15 protein-coding genes are annotated in these 18,124 nt (G+C 64.4%); 9 read left to right on the forward strand and 6 right to left on the reverse strand.

Annotation, left to right across the window (positions count from 1 at the left end; translation table 11 throughout):
- From JYJ84_RS00785 to JYJ84_RS00810, 6 genes are all read left to right on the forward strand, one after another.
- Positions 1-1,236: DUF3422 family protein (locus JYJ84_RS00785; protein ID WP_205189106.1), on the forward strand; the 1,236-nt coding region annotated here is incomplete at its 5' end.
- 58 nt (positions 1,237-1,294) lie between these two features.
- Positions 1,295-2,125, forward strand: coding sequence for an S-formylglutathione hydrolase (gene fghA, locus JYJ84_RS00790; protein ID WP_011871465.1), 831 nt, complete (start codon positions 1,295-1,297; stop codon positions 2,123-2,125).
- 16 nt (positions 2,126-2,141) lie between these two features.
- Positions 2,142-3,449 (forward strand): NAD(P)/FAD-dependent oxidoreductase, encoded by a 1,308-nt coding sequence (locus JYJ84_RS00795; protein ID WP_011871464.1) that lies wholly within the window; start codon positions 2,142-2,144, stop codon positions 3,447-3,449.
- 51 nt (positions 3,450-3,500) lie between these two features.
- The gene (locus tag JYJ84_RS00800; RefSeq protein WP_023106336.1) at positions 3,501-4,814 is read left to right on the forward strand and encodes a replication-associated recombination protein A; all 1,314 of its coding nucleotides are present in this window, start codon (positions 3,501-3,503) and stop codon (positions 4,812-4,814) included.
- Between the two features lie 54 nt (positions 4,815-4,868).
- Positions 4,869-6,734, forward strand: a complete 1,866-nt coding sequence (nhaA, locus tag JYJ84_RS00805) for a Na+/H+ antiporter NhaA (protein WP_205182887.1) — start codon at positions 4,869-4,871, stop codon at positions 6,732-6,734.
- A gap of 25 nt (positions 6,735-6,759) precedes the next feature.
- A complete protein-coding gene (locus JYJ84_RS00810; RefSeq protein ID WP_019726350.1) occupies positions 6,760-9,411 on the forward strand; it encodes an excinuclease ABC subunit UvrA in 2,652 nt (883 codons plus the stop codon).
- An 80-nt stretch (positions 9,412-9,491) separates the two neighbouring features.
- Here JYJ84_RS00810 and mobH read toward each other — a convergent pair whose 3' ends face one another.
- Positions 9,492-11,330 (reverse strand): MobH family relaxase, encoded by a 1,839-nt coding sequence (gene mobH / locus JYJ84_RS00815; RefSeq protein ID WP_019726349.1) that lies wholly within the window; start codon positions 11,328-11,330, stop codon positions 9,492-9,494.
- A 317-nt stretch (positions 11,331-11,647) separates the two neighbouring features.
- Here mobH and JYJ84_RS00820 point away from each other — a divergent pair, with 317 nt between their 5' ends.
- From JYJ84_RS00820 to JYJ84_RS00830, 3 genes are all read left to right on the forward strand, one after another.
- On the forward strand, positions 11,648-12,274 hold the full coding sequence (locus tag JYJ84_RS00820) for a hypothetical protein (RefSeq protein WP_009459635.1): 627 nt from the start codon (positions 11,648-11,650) through the stop codon (positions 12,272-12,274).
- A gap of 12 nt (positions 12,275-12,286) precedes the next feature.
- Positions 12,287-12,919, forward strand: a complete 633-nt coding sequence (locus JYJ84_RS00825) for an RES family NAD+ phosphorylase (RefSeq protein ID WP_009459636.1) — start codon at positions 12,287-12,289, stop codon at positions 12,917-12,919.
- A gap of 84 nt (positions 12,920-13,003) precedes the next feature.
- Positions 13,004-13,369 (forward strand): DUF3742 family protein, encoded by a 366-nt coding sequence (locus tag JYJ84_RS00830; RefSeq protein WP_009459638.1) that lies wholly within the window; start codon positions 13,004-13,006, stop codon positions 13,367-13,369.
- A gap of 11 nt (positions 13,370-13,380) precedes the next feature.
- On the opposite strand, the gene JYJ84_RS00835 is transcribed toward JYJ84_RS00830, so the two are convergent.
- The 5 genes from JYJ84_RS00835 to JYJ84_RS00855 are packed head-to-tail and all read right to left on the reverse strand — an operon-like array spanning position 13,381 to position 18,064.
- Positions 13,381-14,901 carry a conjugal transfer protein TraG N-terminal domain-containing protein gene (locus JYJ84_RS00835; protein WP_019726345.1) on the reverse strand — a complete coding sequence of 507 codons (1,521 nt, stop codon included), beginning with the start codon at positions 14,899-14,901 and terminating at the stop codon, positions 13,381-13,383.
- A gap of 15 nt (positions 14,902-14,916) precedes the next feature.
- Positions 14,917-15,273 carry a hypothetical protein gene (locus tag JYJ84_RS00840; protein WP_009459645.1) on the reverse strand — a complete coding sequence of 119 codons (357 nt, stop codon included), beginning with the start codon at positions 15,271-15,273 and terminating at the stop codon, positions 14,917-14,919.
- Complete coding sequence (locus tag JYJ84_RS00845; protein WP_009459646.1) at positions 15,270-16,664, reverse strand: integrating conjugative element protein; 1,395 nt, start codon at positions 16,662-16,664, stop codon at positions 15,270-15,272. Before JYJ84_RS00845 ends, JYJ84_RS00840 begins: the two co-directional genes overlap by 4 nt.
- A 9-nt stretch (positions 16,665-16,673) precedes the next feature.
- Complete coding sequence (locus JYJ84_RS00850; RefSeq protein ID WP_019726343.1) at positions 16,674-17,621, reverse strand: TIGR03756 family integrating conjugative element protein; 948 nt, start codon at positions 17,619-17,621, stop codon at positions 16,674-16,676.
- Positions 17,618-18,064: a TIGR03757 family integrating conjugative element protein gene (locus JYJ84_RS00855; RefSeq protein ID WP_009459649.1), complete on the reverse strand. Its 447-nt coding sequence runs from the start codon at positions 18,062-18,064 to the stop codon at positions 17,618-17,620. Before JYJ84_RS00855 ends, JYJ84_RS00850 begins: the two co-directional genes overlap by 4 nt.
- Positions 18,065-18,124 lie beyond the last annotated feature (60 nt).

Below are 18,124 nucleotides of genomic sequence, written 5' to 3' on the forward strand. Positions count from 1 at the left end.
GGTGAAGTGCACGCGCGCCCGCATCTCTTGATTCAGGCCCCCCGCGGCATATTGCAGCTCGCTTTCATGACCGAAGGCGACCAGGCCAGGGATCAGATGGCGATGAGCGAGTTGTCTCATCGCTTCGGCGTTGCCGAACCCGACCATACTACGCCGCTCCACGGCGTGACATGGGATGAAGGAGACCTGCACTGCGAAAAGCACACCGAGTTCTCGACGTATCTCTGGTGCGCTTCGCTGGATTCCGAGACGGGAGAGCCGTGCGGCGAAAATCCGTTCAAGCATGGATTTGTTCCTCCCGGCCCGGTCGTATCCGGCATCCGTTTGAGACTTCTTCCGTGGACGCCGGAAACGGAGAAGGAGGTCGATCGCTTCGATCCTGCCAGCCTGTGCTACTCGCTGGTGGAGAACGGCTCTGCCGCCATCCTGACCGACTTTCGACAGGATGAGGATGGCCTGACGCAGATCCTCGTCCTGGCCCGCGATTTGACCCCGGCGCGGGCGGGTGCGCTGGCTCAACGTCTGCTGGAGATCGAGACTTACCGCACCTTGGCGTTGCTGTCCCTGCCGTTGACACGATCGATGACGTCGGAACTGCGACGCATGGAGTCGCGCCTTGCGGCGATCACCGACGAGATGTGTACGAGCTTGGTGGAACGGCGCGACAGCGACGTGCTGCTGTCCGAATTGACCGGCCTGGCTGCCGAGCTGGAAGCTGGCGTTGCGGCGAATCTCTATCGCTTCGGCGCCAGCCGTGCCTACTACGAGATCGTCGAGGAAAGGCTGGCAGCGCTTTTGGAAGAGGCCGTATCCGGGTACTGCACCTGGGCGGATTTCCTGCAGCGTCGCATCGCTCCCGCCATGCGGACATGCCAATCCGTAAAGGAGCGCCAGACCAAGCTCTCCGACAAGCTGACCCGGGCCATCGCGTTGCTGCGTTCCTGGATCGACGTCGAGCTTGAACGCCAGAACCGCGATCTGCTTGCGTCGATGAACAACCGGGCCAAGATGCAATTGCGCCTTCAGCAAACCGTCGAAGGCCTGTCGGTCGCGGCAATTTCTTATTACGTCGTGAGTCTTCTCGGCTATTTGCTCAAGGGCATTCCGATGGTTCACGACAGCGTGGCGCCGGTGATGGCGGTTCTGGTGCCTGCGGTGATGCTGACGATCTGGTGGATCGTGCGCAGGATCAGACACGCCCACGGCGACACGGCAGCGGAAGAGAAATCTTCCTGACGAGCTGCCGTCCTGGCGCGCGAGAGCTGCGCCGTTCCTTTGAACATAGGAGAACTACATGGAACGCATCGAACATCACGCCAGCTTTGATGGTTGGCAGGACGTTTATCAGCATGAATCCACGACGCTCGGTTGCACGATGAAGGTCGGCGTCTATCTGCCTCCGCAGGCACAGCACGGCAAGGTGCCGGTGCTGTACTGGCTTTCAGGCCTCACCTGCACCGAGCAGAACTTCATCACCAAGGCCGCCGTCCAGCGCTACGCGGCCGAACATGGCATTGCCGTCGTCGCGCCCGATAGCAGTGCTCGCGGCGAAGGCGTTGCCGACGATCCTGCCTATGACCTCGGACAGGGGGCGGGTTTCTACGTCAACGCCACACAGGAACCCTGGGCTGCGAATCATCGGATGTACGACTACGTCGTGCAGGAATTGCCGGCGCTGATCGAGGCCCACTTTCCCGTGACAGCGGAGCGGAGCATCAGCGGCCATTCCATGGGAGGACACGGCGCTCTGGTCATCGCCCTGCGCAACCCGGGCCGTTATCGAAGCGTCTCGGCCTTCTCGCCCATCGTCGCCCCCACCCAGGTTCCCTGGGGGCACAAGGCCTTCGAGGCGTACCTGGGCAGCGATCGGGAAGTGTGGAAGCAGTACGACACCGTGGAGCTGATTCGCACCGTGCAGGAGCGTTTGCCGTTGCTGGTTGATCAGGGCTTGGGCGACGAGTTCCTGGAGAGCCAGCTTCAGCCCGACCTGCTGCGCAAAGCCTGCGACGAGACGGGGCACCCGCTCACGTTGAATCTGCGCCCAGGCTACGACCACAGCTACTACTTCATTGCCAGCTTCATTGGCGAGCATATGGCACACCACGCATCGGCGCTGAAACGCTGAGAGAGGAGATCAGGTCATGACAAAGACCTCCAAAAACCGACATCACGTCGTCATTATCGGAGCGGGCTTCGGCGGGATCGAGGTTGCCAACCAGCTTGCTGGTGTCGAGGTCGATGTGACGATCATCGATCGGCGCAATCATCACCTGTTCCAACCCTTGCTTTACCAGGTCGCAGGTGCGTCACTTTCGACATCCGAGATCGCCTGGCCTATTCGCTATCTCTTCCGAAATCGCCCGGAAGTGAACACCTTGATGGCGGAAGTGGAAGGTATCGACCAGGACGCGCGTCAGGTCATTCTCAACAATGGAATGCGGCAAACCTACGACACGCTCGTGCTCGCGACAGGTGCTACCCATGCCTACTTCGGACACGACGAATGGGGGGCTTTCGCGCCGGGGTTGAAGACGCTGGAAGATGCCACGACCATTCGGGGCCGAATCCTCGCGGCTTTCGAGGAAGCTGAGCGCACGAGCGATCCTCAGCAGCGTGCCGCGCTGCAGACGTTCGTCATCATCGGTGGTGGTCCCACCGGGGTTGAATTGGCCGGAACCATCGCCGAGCTGGCACGAGACACGCTGGCGCGTGACTTCCGCTCGATCGACCCGAGCACATCGCGGGTTGTACTGATCGAGGCTGGCCCGCGTCTGTTGTCGGTCTTTCCAGAGGATCTTTCGGCCTATACGCGCCAGGCACTCGAAAAACTCGGGGTCGAGGTCGTGCTGGGTACTCCGGTCACCGAATGCTCGGCCGACGGCGTGGTGTATGGCGGCAAGCCCCTTTCGGCCAAGACCATCGTCTGGGCCGCCGGAGTCCAGGCGTCTCCCGCGGCTCGCTGGTTGGGCGCTGCGTCTGATCGTGCTGGTCGAGTGGTCGTTGGCCCTGACCTGACGGTGGCCGGTCGCCCGGAGGTCTTCGCCATCGGCGATACAGCCTCGTGCACCATGGCCGATGGGAAGCCCGTGCCGGGCATCGCCCCGGCCGCCAAACAGCAAGGGAAGTACGTCGCTAACCTGATTGGACGGCGTTTGAAGGGCAAGCCCGCTGACGGGCCTTTCAAATACCGGCATCAGGGGAACCTGGCCACCATCGGCCGCAGCCTGGCGGTGATTGACATGGGGCGGGTGAAGCTGCGTGGTGCCTTTGCGTGGTGGATCTGGAAGCTGGCGCACATCTACTTTCTGATCGGCACGCGAAATCGTCTCAGTGTCGCTTTGAGCTGGGTATGGAACCACAGCATCGGCTACCGCGGCTCTCGCATCATCATGCATGCGATTGCCGACAAAGAGCCCACGGCGTTGGATAAATCCGGCTCTCTGGATTGAGGTGCCCACCTTATCGGAACGTCAACTATCAGAAATGCCAGGGAGAGGAACTTGACCGATCTATTCACGACAAAGCCCAAGCCTCCCTTGGCCGAACTCCTGCGGCCCAAGACGCTGGACGAATTCGTCGGGCAACGGCACTTGCTCGGCCCCGGCAAGCCGCTGCGTCTCGCGTTCGAGGCGGGCAAGTTGCACTCGTTCATCCTCTGGGGGCCGCCAGGCGTGGGCAAGACCACCCTAGGGCGCCTGGCCGCCAGTGCGACCGACAGCCGATTCATCGCCATCTCGGCCGTGCTGGCCGGGGTGAAGGACATCCGGCAAGCCATCGACGAGGCCCAGGCCGAACTGGACAACCATGGTCGATCGACGGTGCTTTTCGTCGATGAGATCCATCGCTTCAACAAGGCGCAGCAGGATGCCCTGCTGCCCCATGTCGAGTCGGGGCTCCTGACCCTGGTGGGGGGGACGACCGAGCATCCGGGGTTGGCGGTCAATTCCGCACTGCTCTCGCGCGCGCAGGTCTATACCCTCGAACCGCTGTCCAGCGACGAACTGAACCAACTCTACGAACGCGCACTGCCGCATCTCCAGGGCGTCACGTTGGACGCGGACGCGCTGGATCTGCTCAAGGGCTTTGCCGATGGCGATGGCAGGCGCTTCCTCAATCTGCTTGAGCAGGTGACGAATGCGGCGTCGGGCGCTGGCAAGACCGTGGTCGATGGCCAGTCCGCCAAGCTGTCCACCAGTCCATCGCTGCGCAGGTTCGACAAGGGCGGTGACGAGTTCTACTGGCAGCTCTCAGCCTTCCACAAGTCGCTACGGGGCTCCGACCCTGATGCGGCCCTGTATTGGCTGGCCCGCATCCTTGACGGTAGCGGCGACGTCAGCCAGGTGACCCGCCGCATGGTGGTAGTGGCCAGCGAAGACATCGGCAATGCCGACCCGCAGGCGCTGCAACTGGCGCTCAATGCCGCGCTGGCTTATGAGAGGCTGGGTTCCCCCGAAGGCGAAATACCGATTGCCCACGCGGCGACCTACCTTGCTGCCGCCCCCAAGTCGAACGCTGCCTATGCCGCCTGGAACAAGGCGAAGACCTTCGTCAAGAACAGCGGCTCCCTGCCTGTGCCTCTCCATCTTCGCAATGCGCCGACGAAGCTGATGCAGCAGATGGGGTATCACGAAGGCTACCGCTACGCTCCTGACGAGCCCAACGGCTACGCCGCTGGGCAAAGCTACTTTCCCGAGGGCGTGGCGCGGCCGGGCTGGTATCAGCCAACGGACAGAGGTGTTGAGCGCAGGCTGGGAGAATGGCTTACTTGGCTGCGCTCGCTGGATGATGGGACGCTGCCAGAGGCGGACGCCTGACCGGTCGCCTCCGAAACCTGCCCATCGTGATCTCACAAACTACAGGATAAGCACATGCCAGCCTCTTCTTTTGGTGAGTCCTCGGCGCATATCAGACGGAGACGCGTTGCCCACTATCTACGCACGGAGTCTGGCGCTGCGGTGCTGCTGGTGATCGTCACGGTTGTGGCGCTCGTGTGGGCGAACTCGCCGCTATCTAACGCCTATTTCGAGTTGTGGCACCTAGACGTCGGGTTCAACTTCGGGCCACTGCGCCTACACATGGATCTGCATCACTGGGTCAACGACGGCCTGATGGTCGTCTTCTTCTTCCTGATCGGACTGGAGGTGCGTCAGGAGTTCGCCCACGGATCGCTCCGTGACCGCAGCCGTGCCCGCCTCGCCCTGATCGCGGGGGTCACGGGAGTCGTGCTTCCCGCGCTGGTGTATGTCCTGATCGTGAAACTAGCCGGAAGTGAGGGCCTGCACGGGTGGGGTGCGGTGGTCGGCACCGATACGGCGTTCATGCTGGGCACCTTGGCGATCGTCGGCCCGCGGCTATCGGGTCAGTTGCGCGTGTTCCTGCTCACCCTGACCGTGGTCGATGACTTCCTCGCAGTGTCCATCATCGGCATCGTCTATAGCGAGGAGATCCGGATCGTCCCGTTGCTTATCGCCCTCGCCAGCCTCGTTGGATTGTGGTTGTTGGGGCGCACCCGCCAGTGGCGGGCGACGCCGTATGTGTTGATCGTGATCGTGCTGTGGTTCGCAACCGTGTACTCCGGCATCCATGCCTCTCTCGCCGGGATGGCCGCGGGGCTGCTGATCCCCGCCTACGCGACGCAACGTCACAAGGTCGTCGCGGCAAAACAACTGTTCCGCGACTTCTGGCAGTCTCCGAGTGCCGCATCGGCCCGCGCGGTGGACTGCGGGCTGTCCCGGGGTATCTCGGTGAACGAGCGATTGCACGAGTTCCTGCGGCTGCCGACGGCGCTGCTGATCGTGCCGGTGTTCGCCTTGGCGAACGCCGGAGTGGACGTGCGTGGCGGGCTGCTCGCCGAGGCCTTCGGCTCGCCAGTCACGTGGGGCGTCATCGCAGGGCTCGTGCTCGGCAAGCTCCTGGGCATCGGGCTCATCACTCTCATCGCCGTCCGTCTCGGCCTGGGCCGGCTGCCCGAGGGCGTCGGGGTGGGCAGCGTGTTCGGTGGTGCGGCACTGTCCGGGATCGGGTTCACCGTGTCGCTGCTGATCATCGGGCTCGCGTTCGGCACGACCTCCGACTTGGGCCGCCAGGCGACGGTCGGCGTGCTCGTGTCGATGGTGTTCGCCACGTTGCTCGGGTGGCTGATCTTCAAGGTCGCCGCCCAGCGGTGGGGTGAGAAGACCGCTGACCTGCCGATGGTGCTTGAGCCACCGGTCGATCCGGAGATCGATCACATCCGCGGGCCGGAGGACGCCCAGCTCACACTCGTCGAGTACGTGGACTTCGAGTGCGCGTACTGTGCGCACGCCACCGGTTCGTGGGACGATCTGCGCGCCCACTTCGGGGACGACCTGCGGTATGTGGTGCGCCATCTGCCGCACCACCCGCACGGGCCGATTGCCGCGCGGGCGTCCGAGGCAGCGGCGAACCAGGGGATGTTCTGGCCGTGGCTGGACTTCGTGTTCACCCGTCAGCATGCGCTGGAGCGCGAGCATCTGATCGGCTACGCCGCCGAGCTTGGGCTCGACGTCGAACGGTTCATCGCGGATCTCGACAGCACCGCGGTGATCGAGCGTGTCGAGCGCGACCTCGCCAGTGCCGTCGCCAGCGGTGCGCACGCCACGCCGACGTTCTTCGTCGAGGGTCGTCGTCTGCGCGGCAGCTACGACGCCCGCACTGTCACCGCGGCGCTCGAAGCCAGTCGCCGCGGCCCCCGAACTCAGGAAGTCCCGTCCTGAGCGGGACGAACTACAGGATAAGAACATGCCAAACAATTCTTTCGGTGAATCCTCTTGTACCGCTGCGGCCAGCGGCATGGTGGAAGTGCGCGGCGCGCGCGAGAACAACCTCAAAGAGGTGGACGTTTCCATCCCGCGTAACGCGCTGGTGGTGTTCTCCGGCGTTTCCGGCTCCGGCAAGTCCTCGCTGGCCTTCGGCACCATCTACGCCGAGGCGCAGCGGCGCTACTTCGAGTCGGTGGCCCCCTATGCGCGGCGCCTGATCGACCAGGCCGGCGTGCCGGACGTCGATGCGATCGACGGCCTGCCGCCGGCGGTGGCGTTGCAACAGCAGCGGGGCTCCAGCAACGCGCGTTCCTCCGTGGGCAGTGTGACCACCCTGTCCAGCCTGGTGCGGATGATGTATTCGCGCGCCGGCGCCTACCCAGCCAACCAGCCGATGCTGTACGCCGAGGATTTTTCGCCCAACACGCCGCAGGGAGCGTGCCCGACCTGCCACGGCCTGGGCCATGTGTACGAGGTGACCGAGGCCATCATGGTGCCCGATCCCTCCCTGAGCATCCGCGAGCGGGCGATCGCCTCCTGGCCCCCCGCCTGGCAAGGCCAGAACCTGCGCGACATCCTGGTCAGCATGGGCTACGACGTTGACCGACCGTGGAAGGACCTGCCGAAGAAGGACCGCGACTGGATTCTGTTCACCGAGGAAACACCGACAGTGCCGGTGTACGCCGGCTTCACGCCCGCCGAGACCCGCACGGCGCTCAAGCGCAAGATGGAGCCGAGCTACATGGGCACCTTCACCGGCGCCCGGCGGTATGTGCTGCACACCTTTGCCAATACCCAAAGCGCACTGATGAGAAAGCGCGTGTCCCGGTTCATGGAGGGCAAGCCGTGCCCCACCTGCCACGGCAAGCGGCTCAAGCCCGAGGCGCTGTCGGTCACCTTCGCCGGCGTGGACATCGGCGCGTTCATGCAGATGCCGCTGGACCAGTTGGCGGCCTTGCTCGAACCCATTGCCCAGGGCGATTTCCGCGCCCATGCAGCGGGGGCGGCTACGGACAAGGAAGCGACCCGACGCGACCGTGCCGAACGCGCGGCCTCCGGCCGTGCCGTCCATGCGGTATCGCCCGACGTGCGCCGCACCTCCGCGCTGTCGGAAGAAAAGCGCCTCGCCGCGCAGCGCCTGGCCGGCGGTGTGATGGCGCGCCTGCGTCAACTGCGTGGGCTGGGCCTGGGTTACCTGACGCTGGACCGGGCCACGCCGACGCTTTCGGCCGGCGAGTTGCAGCGCCTGCGGCTGGCCACGCAATTGAGTTCCCTGCTGTTCGGTGTTGTGTACGTGCTCGACGAGCCCTCGGCGGGGTTGCACCCCTCCGACAGCCAGGCGCTGTACGACGCGCTCGACCGGCTGCGTGACGCGGGCAACTCGGTGTTCGTGGTCGAGCACGACCTGGACCTGATGCGCCGCGCGCAATGGCTGGTGGATGTGGGGCCGGATGCCGGGGAGCGTGGCGGCCGCGTGCTCTACAGCGGCGAGCCGGACGGCCTGCGCAAGATTGCCGAATCGCGCACCGCCCGCTATCTGTTCGACGAAATCGCCGCGCCGGGAAGCCGGGCACGCGAAGCGACCGGCTGGCTGGAGCTGCAGGGCATCCATCGTCACAACCTGCATGGCGTGGACGCACGCATTCCGCTGGGCGTGCTGACGGCCGTCACCGGCATCTCCGGCTCGGGCAAGTCCAGCCTCGTCGCGCAGGCGCTGCCGGAGCTGGTGCTACTGCACCTGGGCCACGAGCCCGAGGACGACGCGGCCGAAAGCGCCACCAGCGAAGGGCCGGCAGTGATCGAAGCGACTGGCGGTCATCTGGCGGGCGACGTGGACGCCATACAGCGCCTGGTGCAGGTGGACCAGAAGCCGATCGGGCGCACGCCCCGGTCCAACCTGGCCACCTACACCGGCCTGTTCGACCACGTGCGCAAGCTGTTCGCCGCCACGCCCGATGCGCGACGCCGCCGCTATGACGCCGGGCGCTTCTCGTTCAACGTGGCTAAGGGGCGTTGCGAGACCTGCGAGGGCGAGGGCTTCGTCAGTGTGGAGTTGCTGTTCATGCCCAGCGTGTACGCCCCGTGTCCGACGTGCCATGGCGCACGCTACAACGAGGCCACGCTGAAGGTGCAATGGAACGGGCGCAACATCGCCGAGGTGCTGCAGATGACCGTGGACGAAGCCAGCGAATTCTTTGCGGGTGAAGACGCCGTGGCCCGGCCCCTGCAATTGCTGCGCGATATCGGATTGGGCTATCTGCGCCTGGGGCAACCGGCCACGGAACTTTCCGGTGGCGAGGCGCAGCGCATCAAGCTGGCGACCGAGCTTCAGCGCAGCCAGCGCGGCCGAAGCCTGTACGTGCTCGACGAGCCAACCACCGGGCTGCATGCGTCCGATGCCGACCGGCTGCTGGTGCAGTTGCAGCGCCTGGTCGATGCCGGCAACACCGTGGTGATGATCGAGCACGATATGCGCGCGGTGGCTCAGGCCGATTGGGTGATCGACGTGGGGCCTGGTGCAGGCGCTGCCGGCGGCAGCATCGTGGTGGCGGGCTCCCCTCAGCAGGTGGCCCGAACGTCTGGCAGCCGAACCGCTCCGTTCCTTGCGCAGGAGTTGGCGCGGGCCGAGTAGCTCAGTTCGCCAAATGTTGCCAGCTTTCGCGGGGTATTGATCGTCGCCAAACGACGGTGGCGATCAATGCCCGAATCGCGTCATCCTTCCTGAGTCAGAGCAAGATAGGGATTGTTGGGCGGTATTTCGGGGAATGCCAAGGACCCATCTTCAAGGAGGTAGCCATGCAGTCGGCGGGACTTCCTCGGGCCCGTGACTTCACAGGTCCAAATGTTCAGGCCATTGGGGTGCTTGCGATGTAGCTGCAGCTTCTCGAAGCGCTTCTGCACCCACTGCCAATCCTGTTGATTCTCCTGCTTGGCGAGCGCGGCCACTTCGGGATGCTCCTGCGCATAGCGTTGGAACACACCCGGGCTGACCAGGTAGGCCGTGTCATTCACCGTATGCACGAGCGCCTTCGCGTCGTTGATGATGAGCCGTCGTGAGGTGATTCCCTGCTTCAGCCAAACCATGAACTGTTCCGTGGATGGCTTCGTTGCCGATGACCCAGGCGTAGGCGCGGGTACAGGTGATGGAATGGACGTCGCGGCTGTTGCTGGCGCGGGAGGGTGGAGGAACTCTTCGGCATCCTGTCCAACGCCGGCCGACTCACCTAAGCCCACCATCGCGAGCAAGTCCTCCATGACGTCGGGCACGGGCTGGGCCGCGGGCGGTGAAACGATGGTGGTGCTGTCGTCCTCCCAAATTGGAGGCTCTTGACCTCCCTGCGCTGGGTTCACCGAGACGGTTGGCACGGGAGCCGACATGCTGGCGTCGTTTTCTGCGGGCGTCGCGTCGATCTCTACCGTGCCTGCGAAAGGTGCTGGTCGCTCGCCAGACTCCCAGATCAGCGCGGGAGCGAGACGCAACAGGGTGAACGAATGGGACCAGCCGGTCGTGCTGGTGACGGTCGCGCGCCAGACCGCTTTGCCGTCCGAGGTGGGCTGGAGCATGCCGTGGTCCTGCAGCACGTTGAACACGGCGGTGTTGTTCGCAGGAATGCCATCGATCCCCTGAGACAGGAGGTGTGCGCGCAGTTTGTCCGAGACCGTCTTGCTCACCAGCCACAAACCATCCTCGGTGAGCCAGCCATCGGAGGCTTCCGGCTGGTTCAGCTTCAACTGTTCCTTGAGCAGGTAGCGCAACCCGTCCAGCAGCTTGCGTTGCAGTGCGTGCTTAGGCGCGGCCATGGCGCGCGCCGGATCGCCGCCCAGCTCCTGGGCCACCGACGCCCGGTCTGCTTGCACGACGAGTTCCCCCAGTACACCGGCATGTTCGTACTGACCGGCCAGCACATAGAGCAGCGGTGCCCAGAGAGCCGGATAGTCGCTGAGCCAGTCCAGGACGTGGCGGTCGAGCAGTTGGCGATAGAGCAAGCCTGTTGCGGCGCTGTGCAGGCGGTATTCGCGGTCGTCACGGTAGCGAAATCGGTACGCCTGGTGCAGCGGGCCATGCCACGGATGCCAAGTACTGCCGTCGGCCAGTTCGACGTGTAGATCGACGGCGATCTTGCCAATATCGTGGAGCAGCGCAGCATAGGCGACGGCGGCGGTCCAGGCTTCGGACTGCGCCGCCTGGTCTTCGGGACTGGCACCGATGGGCAGCAGATGGGACTGCCGCAGTTTCAGGCTGTAGGCCACGATCTCCAGGCCGTGGTCGAGCATGCCGCCCGGATAGGCATGGTGATGCGCTTCGGAGGCCGGAAAGGCTTGGACCAGTTCGGCGTAGCGTTCCAGGGGCGTGCGGTACAGGGTGACGAATTGCCGGTGTGAGAGCGACGTGCGCTGCCAGATGTGCTCCAGCAGCTTCTGCCGGCGTGGGGTGGCCAGCAGCGATGCGGCCGACTCAGGACGCAGCAGCCCTTTCGGGAGGTCGGTGACGGGTGATGGCGTCGGTGCGGCAGCGACCGGGGGCCGTTTTCGCTGGAACAGGGAGAGCATGTGAGGTGTCCTAATGACGGGCCGACCGGGAGGCCTTTTGGCCTTTTCGAGGTAGGGCCTTTCCCCTTGCACCCCATTCCCTTGCCATTTCGACCCTTTGGCCTTTAACCGTTTCGGTATAGCGGGGCCTGGATCGCGGCTCCACCGTCAATGTGGAACCCGCTCGAATGCATTGGACGGCGACCAGGCGCTGGCCTCGGTCTATGCTGCGAAGGCGCTGCTTCCGCCGGGTAGGTTGCTTTCTAGGCGTCAAAGTTGACAAACGCGACAAAGGCGACTAGAGTGAAACCTGTCTCAAACCTACTTGGGAGATGACCATGCCCACTGCCATTGAATTCATTGCCGACCGTCTGCCGCGCGTCACGGTGGAAGATGTACGCCGCTTCGCGGATACCGTCGAAATCCGGGATGCCACGGCTTTCGCGGCCGAGTTGCAGGCGTTCGTCCACGAGCGCGTGGAAGCGGTAACACTGCCCGCCAACTTGCAGGGGGAGACCGTTGGGCAGGCCCTTGCACGCAAGGCGGCCGCGCTGCGCGCCGACACGCGCTGGGCACCGAATGAAACCGACGTCCAGCGAGGCCGTGCGGTGCTACTGGAAACCTTCAACCAGCCGCACAACCTGCCGCCCGCGGAGTTCGCCAAGCTGGCGGACAAGTCGCGCCAGCAGATCTACAAGGACATCCTCGCGCGTCGGCTGCTGGCGCTGAACGTGGGGCCGCGCGGTCAGAAGCTGCCCGACTGGCAGCTCGACCCGGTAAAGCAGCAGTTGACCCAAACCGTGCTTCAGGAGGTCGAGGGTATCGATCACTGGACGATCTACCGCGCACTGTCCGAACCGCTCGAAGGCTTGGGCGGTCGCTCGCCGGTGGATGCGGTGACGCATGGCACGATCGACGCCGTGGCCGAGGCCGTGTTTAACGTGCTGGGCGTTCAGGTGCATTGAAGCGAGACTGCCATGAACCACGAGCTGCCTTCTTTTCTGATCGATGCCGGTGAACTGCTCCAGCATGTGAGCCGCGTCGTCTATCGGGGCAGCCCGCTGTACTATGGTCGCAGCAGCACCAATCGCTACGACGACCCGGCCCGAGCCTACGGCGTGCTCTACCTGGGGCGCGACCTGCCCACGGCGTTGATGGAGTCGGTGTTTCACAAGCATCAGTGGCTTGATGACGCGAAGCGCTCGATCGCATTGAAAGAAGTCCAGGGCAGGATGGTGCGCGCTGTAGGGGTGGTGGCCGACGTGCTTCTGGCCGATCTCACGGCACCGAGCGTCATGGCGGGCTACTTTGGCCTGAACCTGGAGCAGTTGGCCAGCCGCGACTACACGCACACGCAGCAGGTGTCCGCTCAGGTGCATGCGATGGTCGGCGACGACGGCCAACCTCTGTTCGACGGAGTGCTCTATCCGTCGCGCAACAACTATCCCGCCAAGAGCATCGCCCTGTTCGAGCGTGCGGGAGCGAAGGTCAGCGTCATCGAGGACATCGATCTGGTTGACCATGTGGATTGGCCGCGTTTCGTTGCCACCTACCGCATCGGCGTGGAACCCGACCCGGGCCCGGTGGAACCGGATGACGAAGCGTCCTGAAGCAGCGAGAAAACACATTGAAGCCTGAAACGGAATGAAGTGGAGCACCCTGGAATAGACATCCCTCAGTAGCAGGAGACGACCATGAACACCACAACTCGTACCAGCACCGCAGAACGTATCGGCCGCGCATTTGGCCGTGTATGGCGTGCCTATGCGCGTGGCGAACGGCGGGTATCGAATTGGTTGATGGTCAAAGGGGTGCCTTCGGTTGGTGCCACAGTGCTGCTGTGGGCGGTCAAGCTGGCTGTGCTGGGCGCGCTGCTCTACGTCGCCTTCTGGTTCGCACTCGTGTTGTTGGGAGTCGTGGTGGCGGGATGGGCTGCTGCTGCCAATACCTCGGATGAAGACGAGTGGCCTTTCACCGACCTCACCGAACTGCGCAAGACGCCGGGCTACGATCCCAACCTGTACAACGATACGTCGCACGAGTTGTACACCGACGACTGACCGGCGCCGCGCTACTTCAGCTTACCTCCGGTAAGGGCCCCAGCGCCCTTACCGCCTGCTTGGCCGGCACTCTTGCTGCCATCCGAAAGCCCTTGGATGACGTGTCCAGCCCGAATCCCAACCCAAGTAAGGCTCGCAAGCCAAAAACCCGGCAAGACCAGGAACATCGTGCCCATGACGAACATCAGGAGCAGGTCGCCAAAGGCATTGTTCAACCCCACCAGCGGATCGAAGTTAGTGTGCGGCCGGTTCCAGCCGAAGCCCCACCCATAGAGCGCATCGAGGATGGTGCTGTCGATCCAGCGAGCGAGTTGGAACCAGAAATCGGTGAAGAACAGCGCGAACTGCACGACGCTGACGGTGACGACCGTCTTCAGGTCATAGGTGCCGACGACCAGCACGAGCGGGATGCAGATGACCAGCGCCATCTTGAGCAAGGCAAGCACCATGGGCAGCGCCTGGCGCACCACGTCCATGGCAGGGAATGCGGCAAGTGCCCCGACCGCCATTCCTACGTCCCCCGTGGCCCGCGTCACGATGTTCGGCAGGGTCTTGTCGATCTGGCCGCCGTAGTCGGTATAGACCGAACCCTGGTTGAGCTTCTGCTGTCGCGGTGACGCGATGGTACGGACCACCGAATCGTCCACCTCGGTACGGCTGAGGAACCCGGCCCAGCCCGCCAAGCGATTCAACAGGCTGGGGTCCACCTGGCTCAGCAGCCGTGCTCGCAGGCCGTTGCTGCCATCGGCCCACCACTGCCTGCAAGTCGGGTAGCCGCCGCCACTGGCCACCTGCGCAAGCCCTGCGTCGCGAGTGTCGTCATAGGGCCATGACTCGCGCGCCGTGCTGGAGCGGTAGCTGTCGTAGTAGCCGCCGGTGTCCGTGAAAAACCTCGAACCGATCCATGTCACGTCGTTCATTTGAGCTTCGTCCAGCTCCGGTCGCGCCATGAACAATTTAGCGCGTGCTGGCCCGTAGCAGTCGTGTGTGAAATCGGCCACTTCCTGAGCCAGCACCGGGTCGTTGATGCGGGTAGCGTCGATCTCCATGCGCATCTGTCGCAGGTCTGTTCCGCACGGGATCGCTGCCACCGAGGCACTGGTGACGGCGCGCGAGAGCGCGTGCATGAATGCCCACCAGACCGGCACCTTGGCACTCTGGTTGTTGATGGTGCTGAAGGACTGGGACCAGCCGGTATCCGTGGGCTGCGGCACGCTGACCTGGCATTGAGCCGAGCGCGAGCTGTCGTACTGAATGGTGTTGAGGTCCACGTCGATGAAGGGGATGCCGGCGAACATCACGACCACGATGGCGACGAACACCCGGTTCTCAATGCGTGCGGCCGAGAGCACGCCCTTATTGCCTTCGTCTGCACCCTCCCCACGGGCCTTGAGCCATTCCTGCACGATGATCGCCACGAAGGGCAGTGCGAATACCCCGCTGGATACCAGTACCGCCCAGATGCCGTTGTTGACGATCCAGGAAACCAGGGTCAGGTAGTACTCCAGGTAGTCGGTCGCGAAAAGCGTCATGGCTCGGATCTCCCCTCAGCCCTGCATCAACAGGCTGGCTTCAAGCGCCACGATGGCAACGACGCCGGCGATCTCGCTGCGCACCAGGCGGCGCCGCGCTTGCGCGTCGTCCTCGCGCGCCAGCAGTCGGCGACGCATCCAGACCCAGCCGTAGGCCGTCGCGCCGTACAGGCACAGCCGCCAGACCAGGAAGTAGCCCGCTGCTGCCGCCAGCCAACGCTCCCAGCCTGCGACGCTTCCGACGAGGTAGATGCCAACGATGTTGGCGCACACGGCGACGGCCGCGAGTACCACCGTCCACAGCAGCGCCTTTGCTGCGCGCCGGCTGAACAGCCAGCGCGGGCGCAGCCAGGCCGCACGCATCGGGCTCATGGCCGGCCTCCCGGATTGCCCTTCTGCAACTGATCGAGGCGGTCAGGCACCGGATCGCCTTCGTAGATCCCACGCGAGCCCGCCGCGCGCGTGCCGTGGCGCTGGATGATCGCCATGGGCGAATTGTTTGCCAGCTCCCGGCGCAGCTCCAGCTCGGTCTTGAGGTTGCGGATCTCGCGATCGAGCGTGTCGCTCTCGTGGTTCACAGCTTCCACGGCGAGCTGGTTGGCCGCCACGTTGGGCTCTTTCTTGCCGGTCAGCAGCGTGCGTTGCAGCAGTAGCGCTTTCTCCAGCACCGACGCCAGCGCAACCTCGGACGCCAGGCGCTGCGACAGCAGGTGCTGGTCCGGCTCGTCGCGCAGTGCCTCGATCACTCCGCGTGTGATGGGCAGCGACGCGCTGCCGGCCTCGCGCAGGTTTTCGGGCGTCGTGTTCTTCGCCTTGGAGACCAGGTCCTGGAGCGCCTGCAGCTTGGCATCGTACTCATCCTGGATCAGCGGCGTCAGCCCGACGCCGGGCACCGTCTCCGTCTTGGTGCAGGCGTCGCAGGTGCGCTGCTCCTTCTCGCCGAGCACCCGCGTCGCCCACTCGACGGCCGCTTGCGGCGTGGTCCAGGTCTGGCACGACAGGCTCGCGCAACTTGCCGGTGCGATTGCCGATGTGTCGGTCACACCGCGGCCATTGACCAGGTTGTAGCCCGCGCGGGTGACGTCGCCGACCACCTTGATCGCGGGCTGACCGGAGCCGCCGGCATTGCTTCCCCCGACCCAAGGCACGCCGTCGTTGCCACGGCGCGTCTCGGCTTGCTCGACGGCCGAGACGGCATCCGTGCTCGAAACAGCATCGCGCAGTGCCAACCCCTCTGCCATCTGGCTCCAGCCGAGCTGGCCGCCGGCCGTTTCGGCCATCTTTTCGGCCATGGCGCGGCACGTCAGCTTCGAGCGGTCGAAATCCAGCCGCGCTTGCAGAACGCCGTTGGTGAGCAGGTTGTAGAGGCCCGGATCAGCCCGTTGGATGATCAACGCCGGCAGGGAGGCCACAGCACTCGTAGCACTCTGGATCACCGAGGACATGATCTGCTGAAAGCCATTGGTCACGCCGTTGAGCTGATTTTTCAACGTGGTCTGGATGCTCATGTCACCGCAGATCAGATTGCTGTTCCAGCCGACACCCACGCCGAGCGAGCGCATGCCGGCTGCGCGACCCATCGAAACGGCGCTGCCGCCGCCGATGGAGTACATGACGTCATCGCCGATGACGTTGCCGCTGGTCTGGTAGCCCAGTTGGCCCCAGGCCACGCCGCTTGCCAGAACCAACGCGCCGGTGAGCGCCAAACAGATCCTCTTGCCACGAGCCGGAGGGGAGAACTGCATAGAGTCGAAACGCTTCATCGCGGCACCTCAAAGGAAATCAACGCTTCCAAGGAACACCTGTCCACGGCGTTCGCAGCAGGCATACGGCCGCCACAGTGCCCAGGCGTAGTCGCCTTGCTGGGCCTGGGTCAGGAAGCCGGTGCGTGGGAAAACCGTGCAAGACGAGGACAGGACGGGCGTGAGTTCCTGCCACTTGCCAGTCGAGGCATCACCCTCCATCAGCGCGCCGGCGGGCCAGTAGCCATCGCGGGCGTTGGCAAGCAGCGGCTGGTACACGTGCAACTGCCCCCGGCGAGTGACGATATCTCCCGCACGCTGGGCCACCACGGCCCCCGATTTGTGGTCGTCGGTCTGGTGCAGGAAGCCGCCGCGGGGATACACGTTGCCCCAAAGGTTCATCGTGGTGCGTGCGCCGACCTCGCGCATGCCGGGAATCAATGCCTCCGGGTAGGCCATCTCGGGCACGTTGTAGCGCCAGGCAAGCGTGTCCAAGGTGCTGAGCAGATACGGCATGAATGCCGTTCCTGCGCCCTCGCAGAAGTAGCCCGAGGACGAAACAAACTGGTTGAACACCTCGACGCCGGGATGGCCGATCACGTCGGCGTTCTTGAATTTCGCAAGATTGTTTTCGTGATCCTCGTTCGTCGTTCCATCGCCCCCCGCTTGGGCGGACGGATTGGCCGTACTCATCGCCCGGACTTCGACCCACGGGTTCTCGCCCGTGTTGCTGTAGCTGGAGACGACCGCATCGGGGATGTAGTGGCGCACCTTGACAGAGGTGCGCACCGTGCATCCTCCCCAGGTGCAGTAGAGCCAGTAGCAGATACCTACCACCCGGTACTCCAAGCAATCGGGCGAGGCCACCGAGGCAACGATGGCGGTGGTGTTCAAGGCGTAGCTACCCGTGGCGCTGAGCAGCAGCAAGGAAGCCACGCCGGCCCGCATGCGGCGCATCAGGTCGAATGGTCGCGTCATGGCTGGGTCCTCCGACGCTGCTCGATGCGCGCGACAGCGCGGGCCACATCCGGCTCGCCATAGACCACGTAGCGCTGATCCACCACGACAGCCGGGATGCTGGTGATGCCCAGGCTCCATGCGTCGGTGACGCCCTGGTATGCGGAAGCGATGCGGCGCTGTAGGTCGGCGCCGCCTTGGCTCAGCCGACGCTTGACGGTGGCCGCCGCCTGTTCGGGGGCGGCGGGCAGTTCCGCAGAAAGCTCCGCTTCAATCCGGCGGGCTTCGTCCAGCTCGATCAGCCGCTCGCCGCCCATGGTCTTGACCGGGTGGTGGCTGTCGGTGACGACCAGTACGTCGGCTGCGAAGGCGACGGGGCTGAACACGGCCAGGGACGCCGGCAGCGCCACGACGAGACCAAGGGTTCGCCAGCCCGACGCGAACGTGGAAAAGGATGCCGGCATGTCGCGTGCCCCGAAAGTTGATCAGGGCCATAGTCAAACGCGAACCCGATGCCACCCCAA

Origin of the sequence: Burkholderia sp. LMG 13014 (assembly GCF_905232215.1) — a bacterium.
Taxonomy (GTDB): domain Bacteria; phylum Pseudomonadota; class Gammaproteobacteria; order Burkholderiales; family Burkholderiaceae; genus Burkholderia.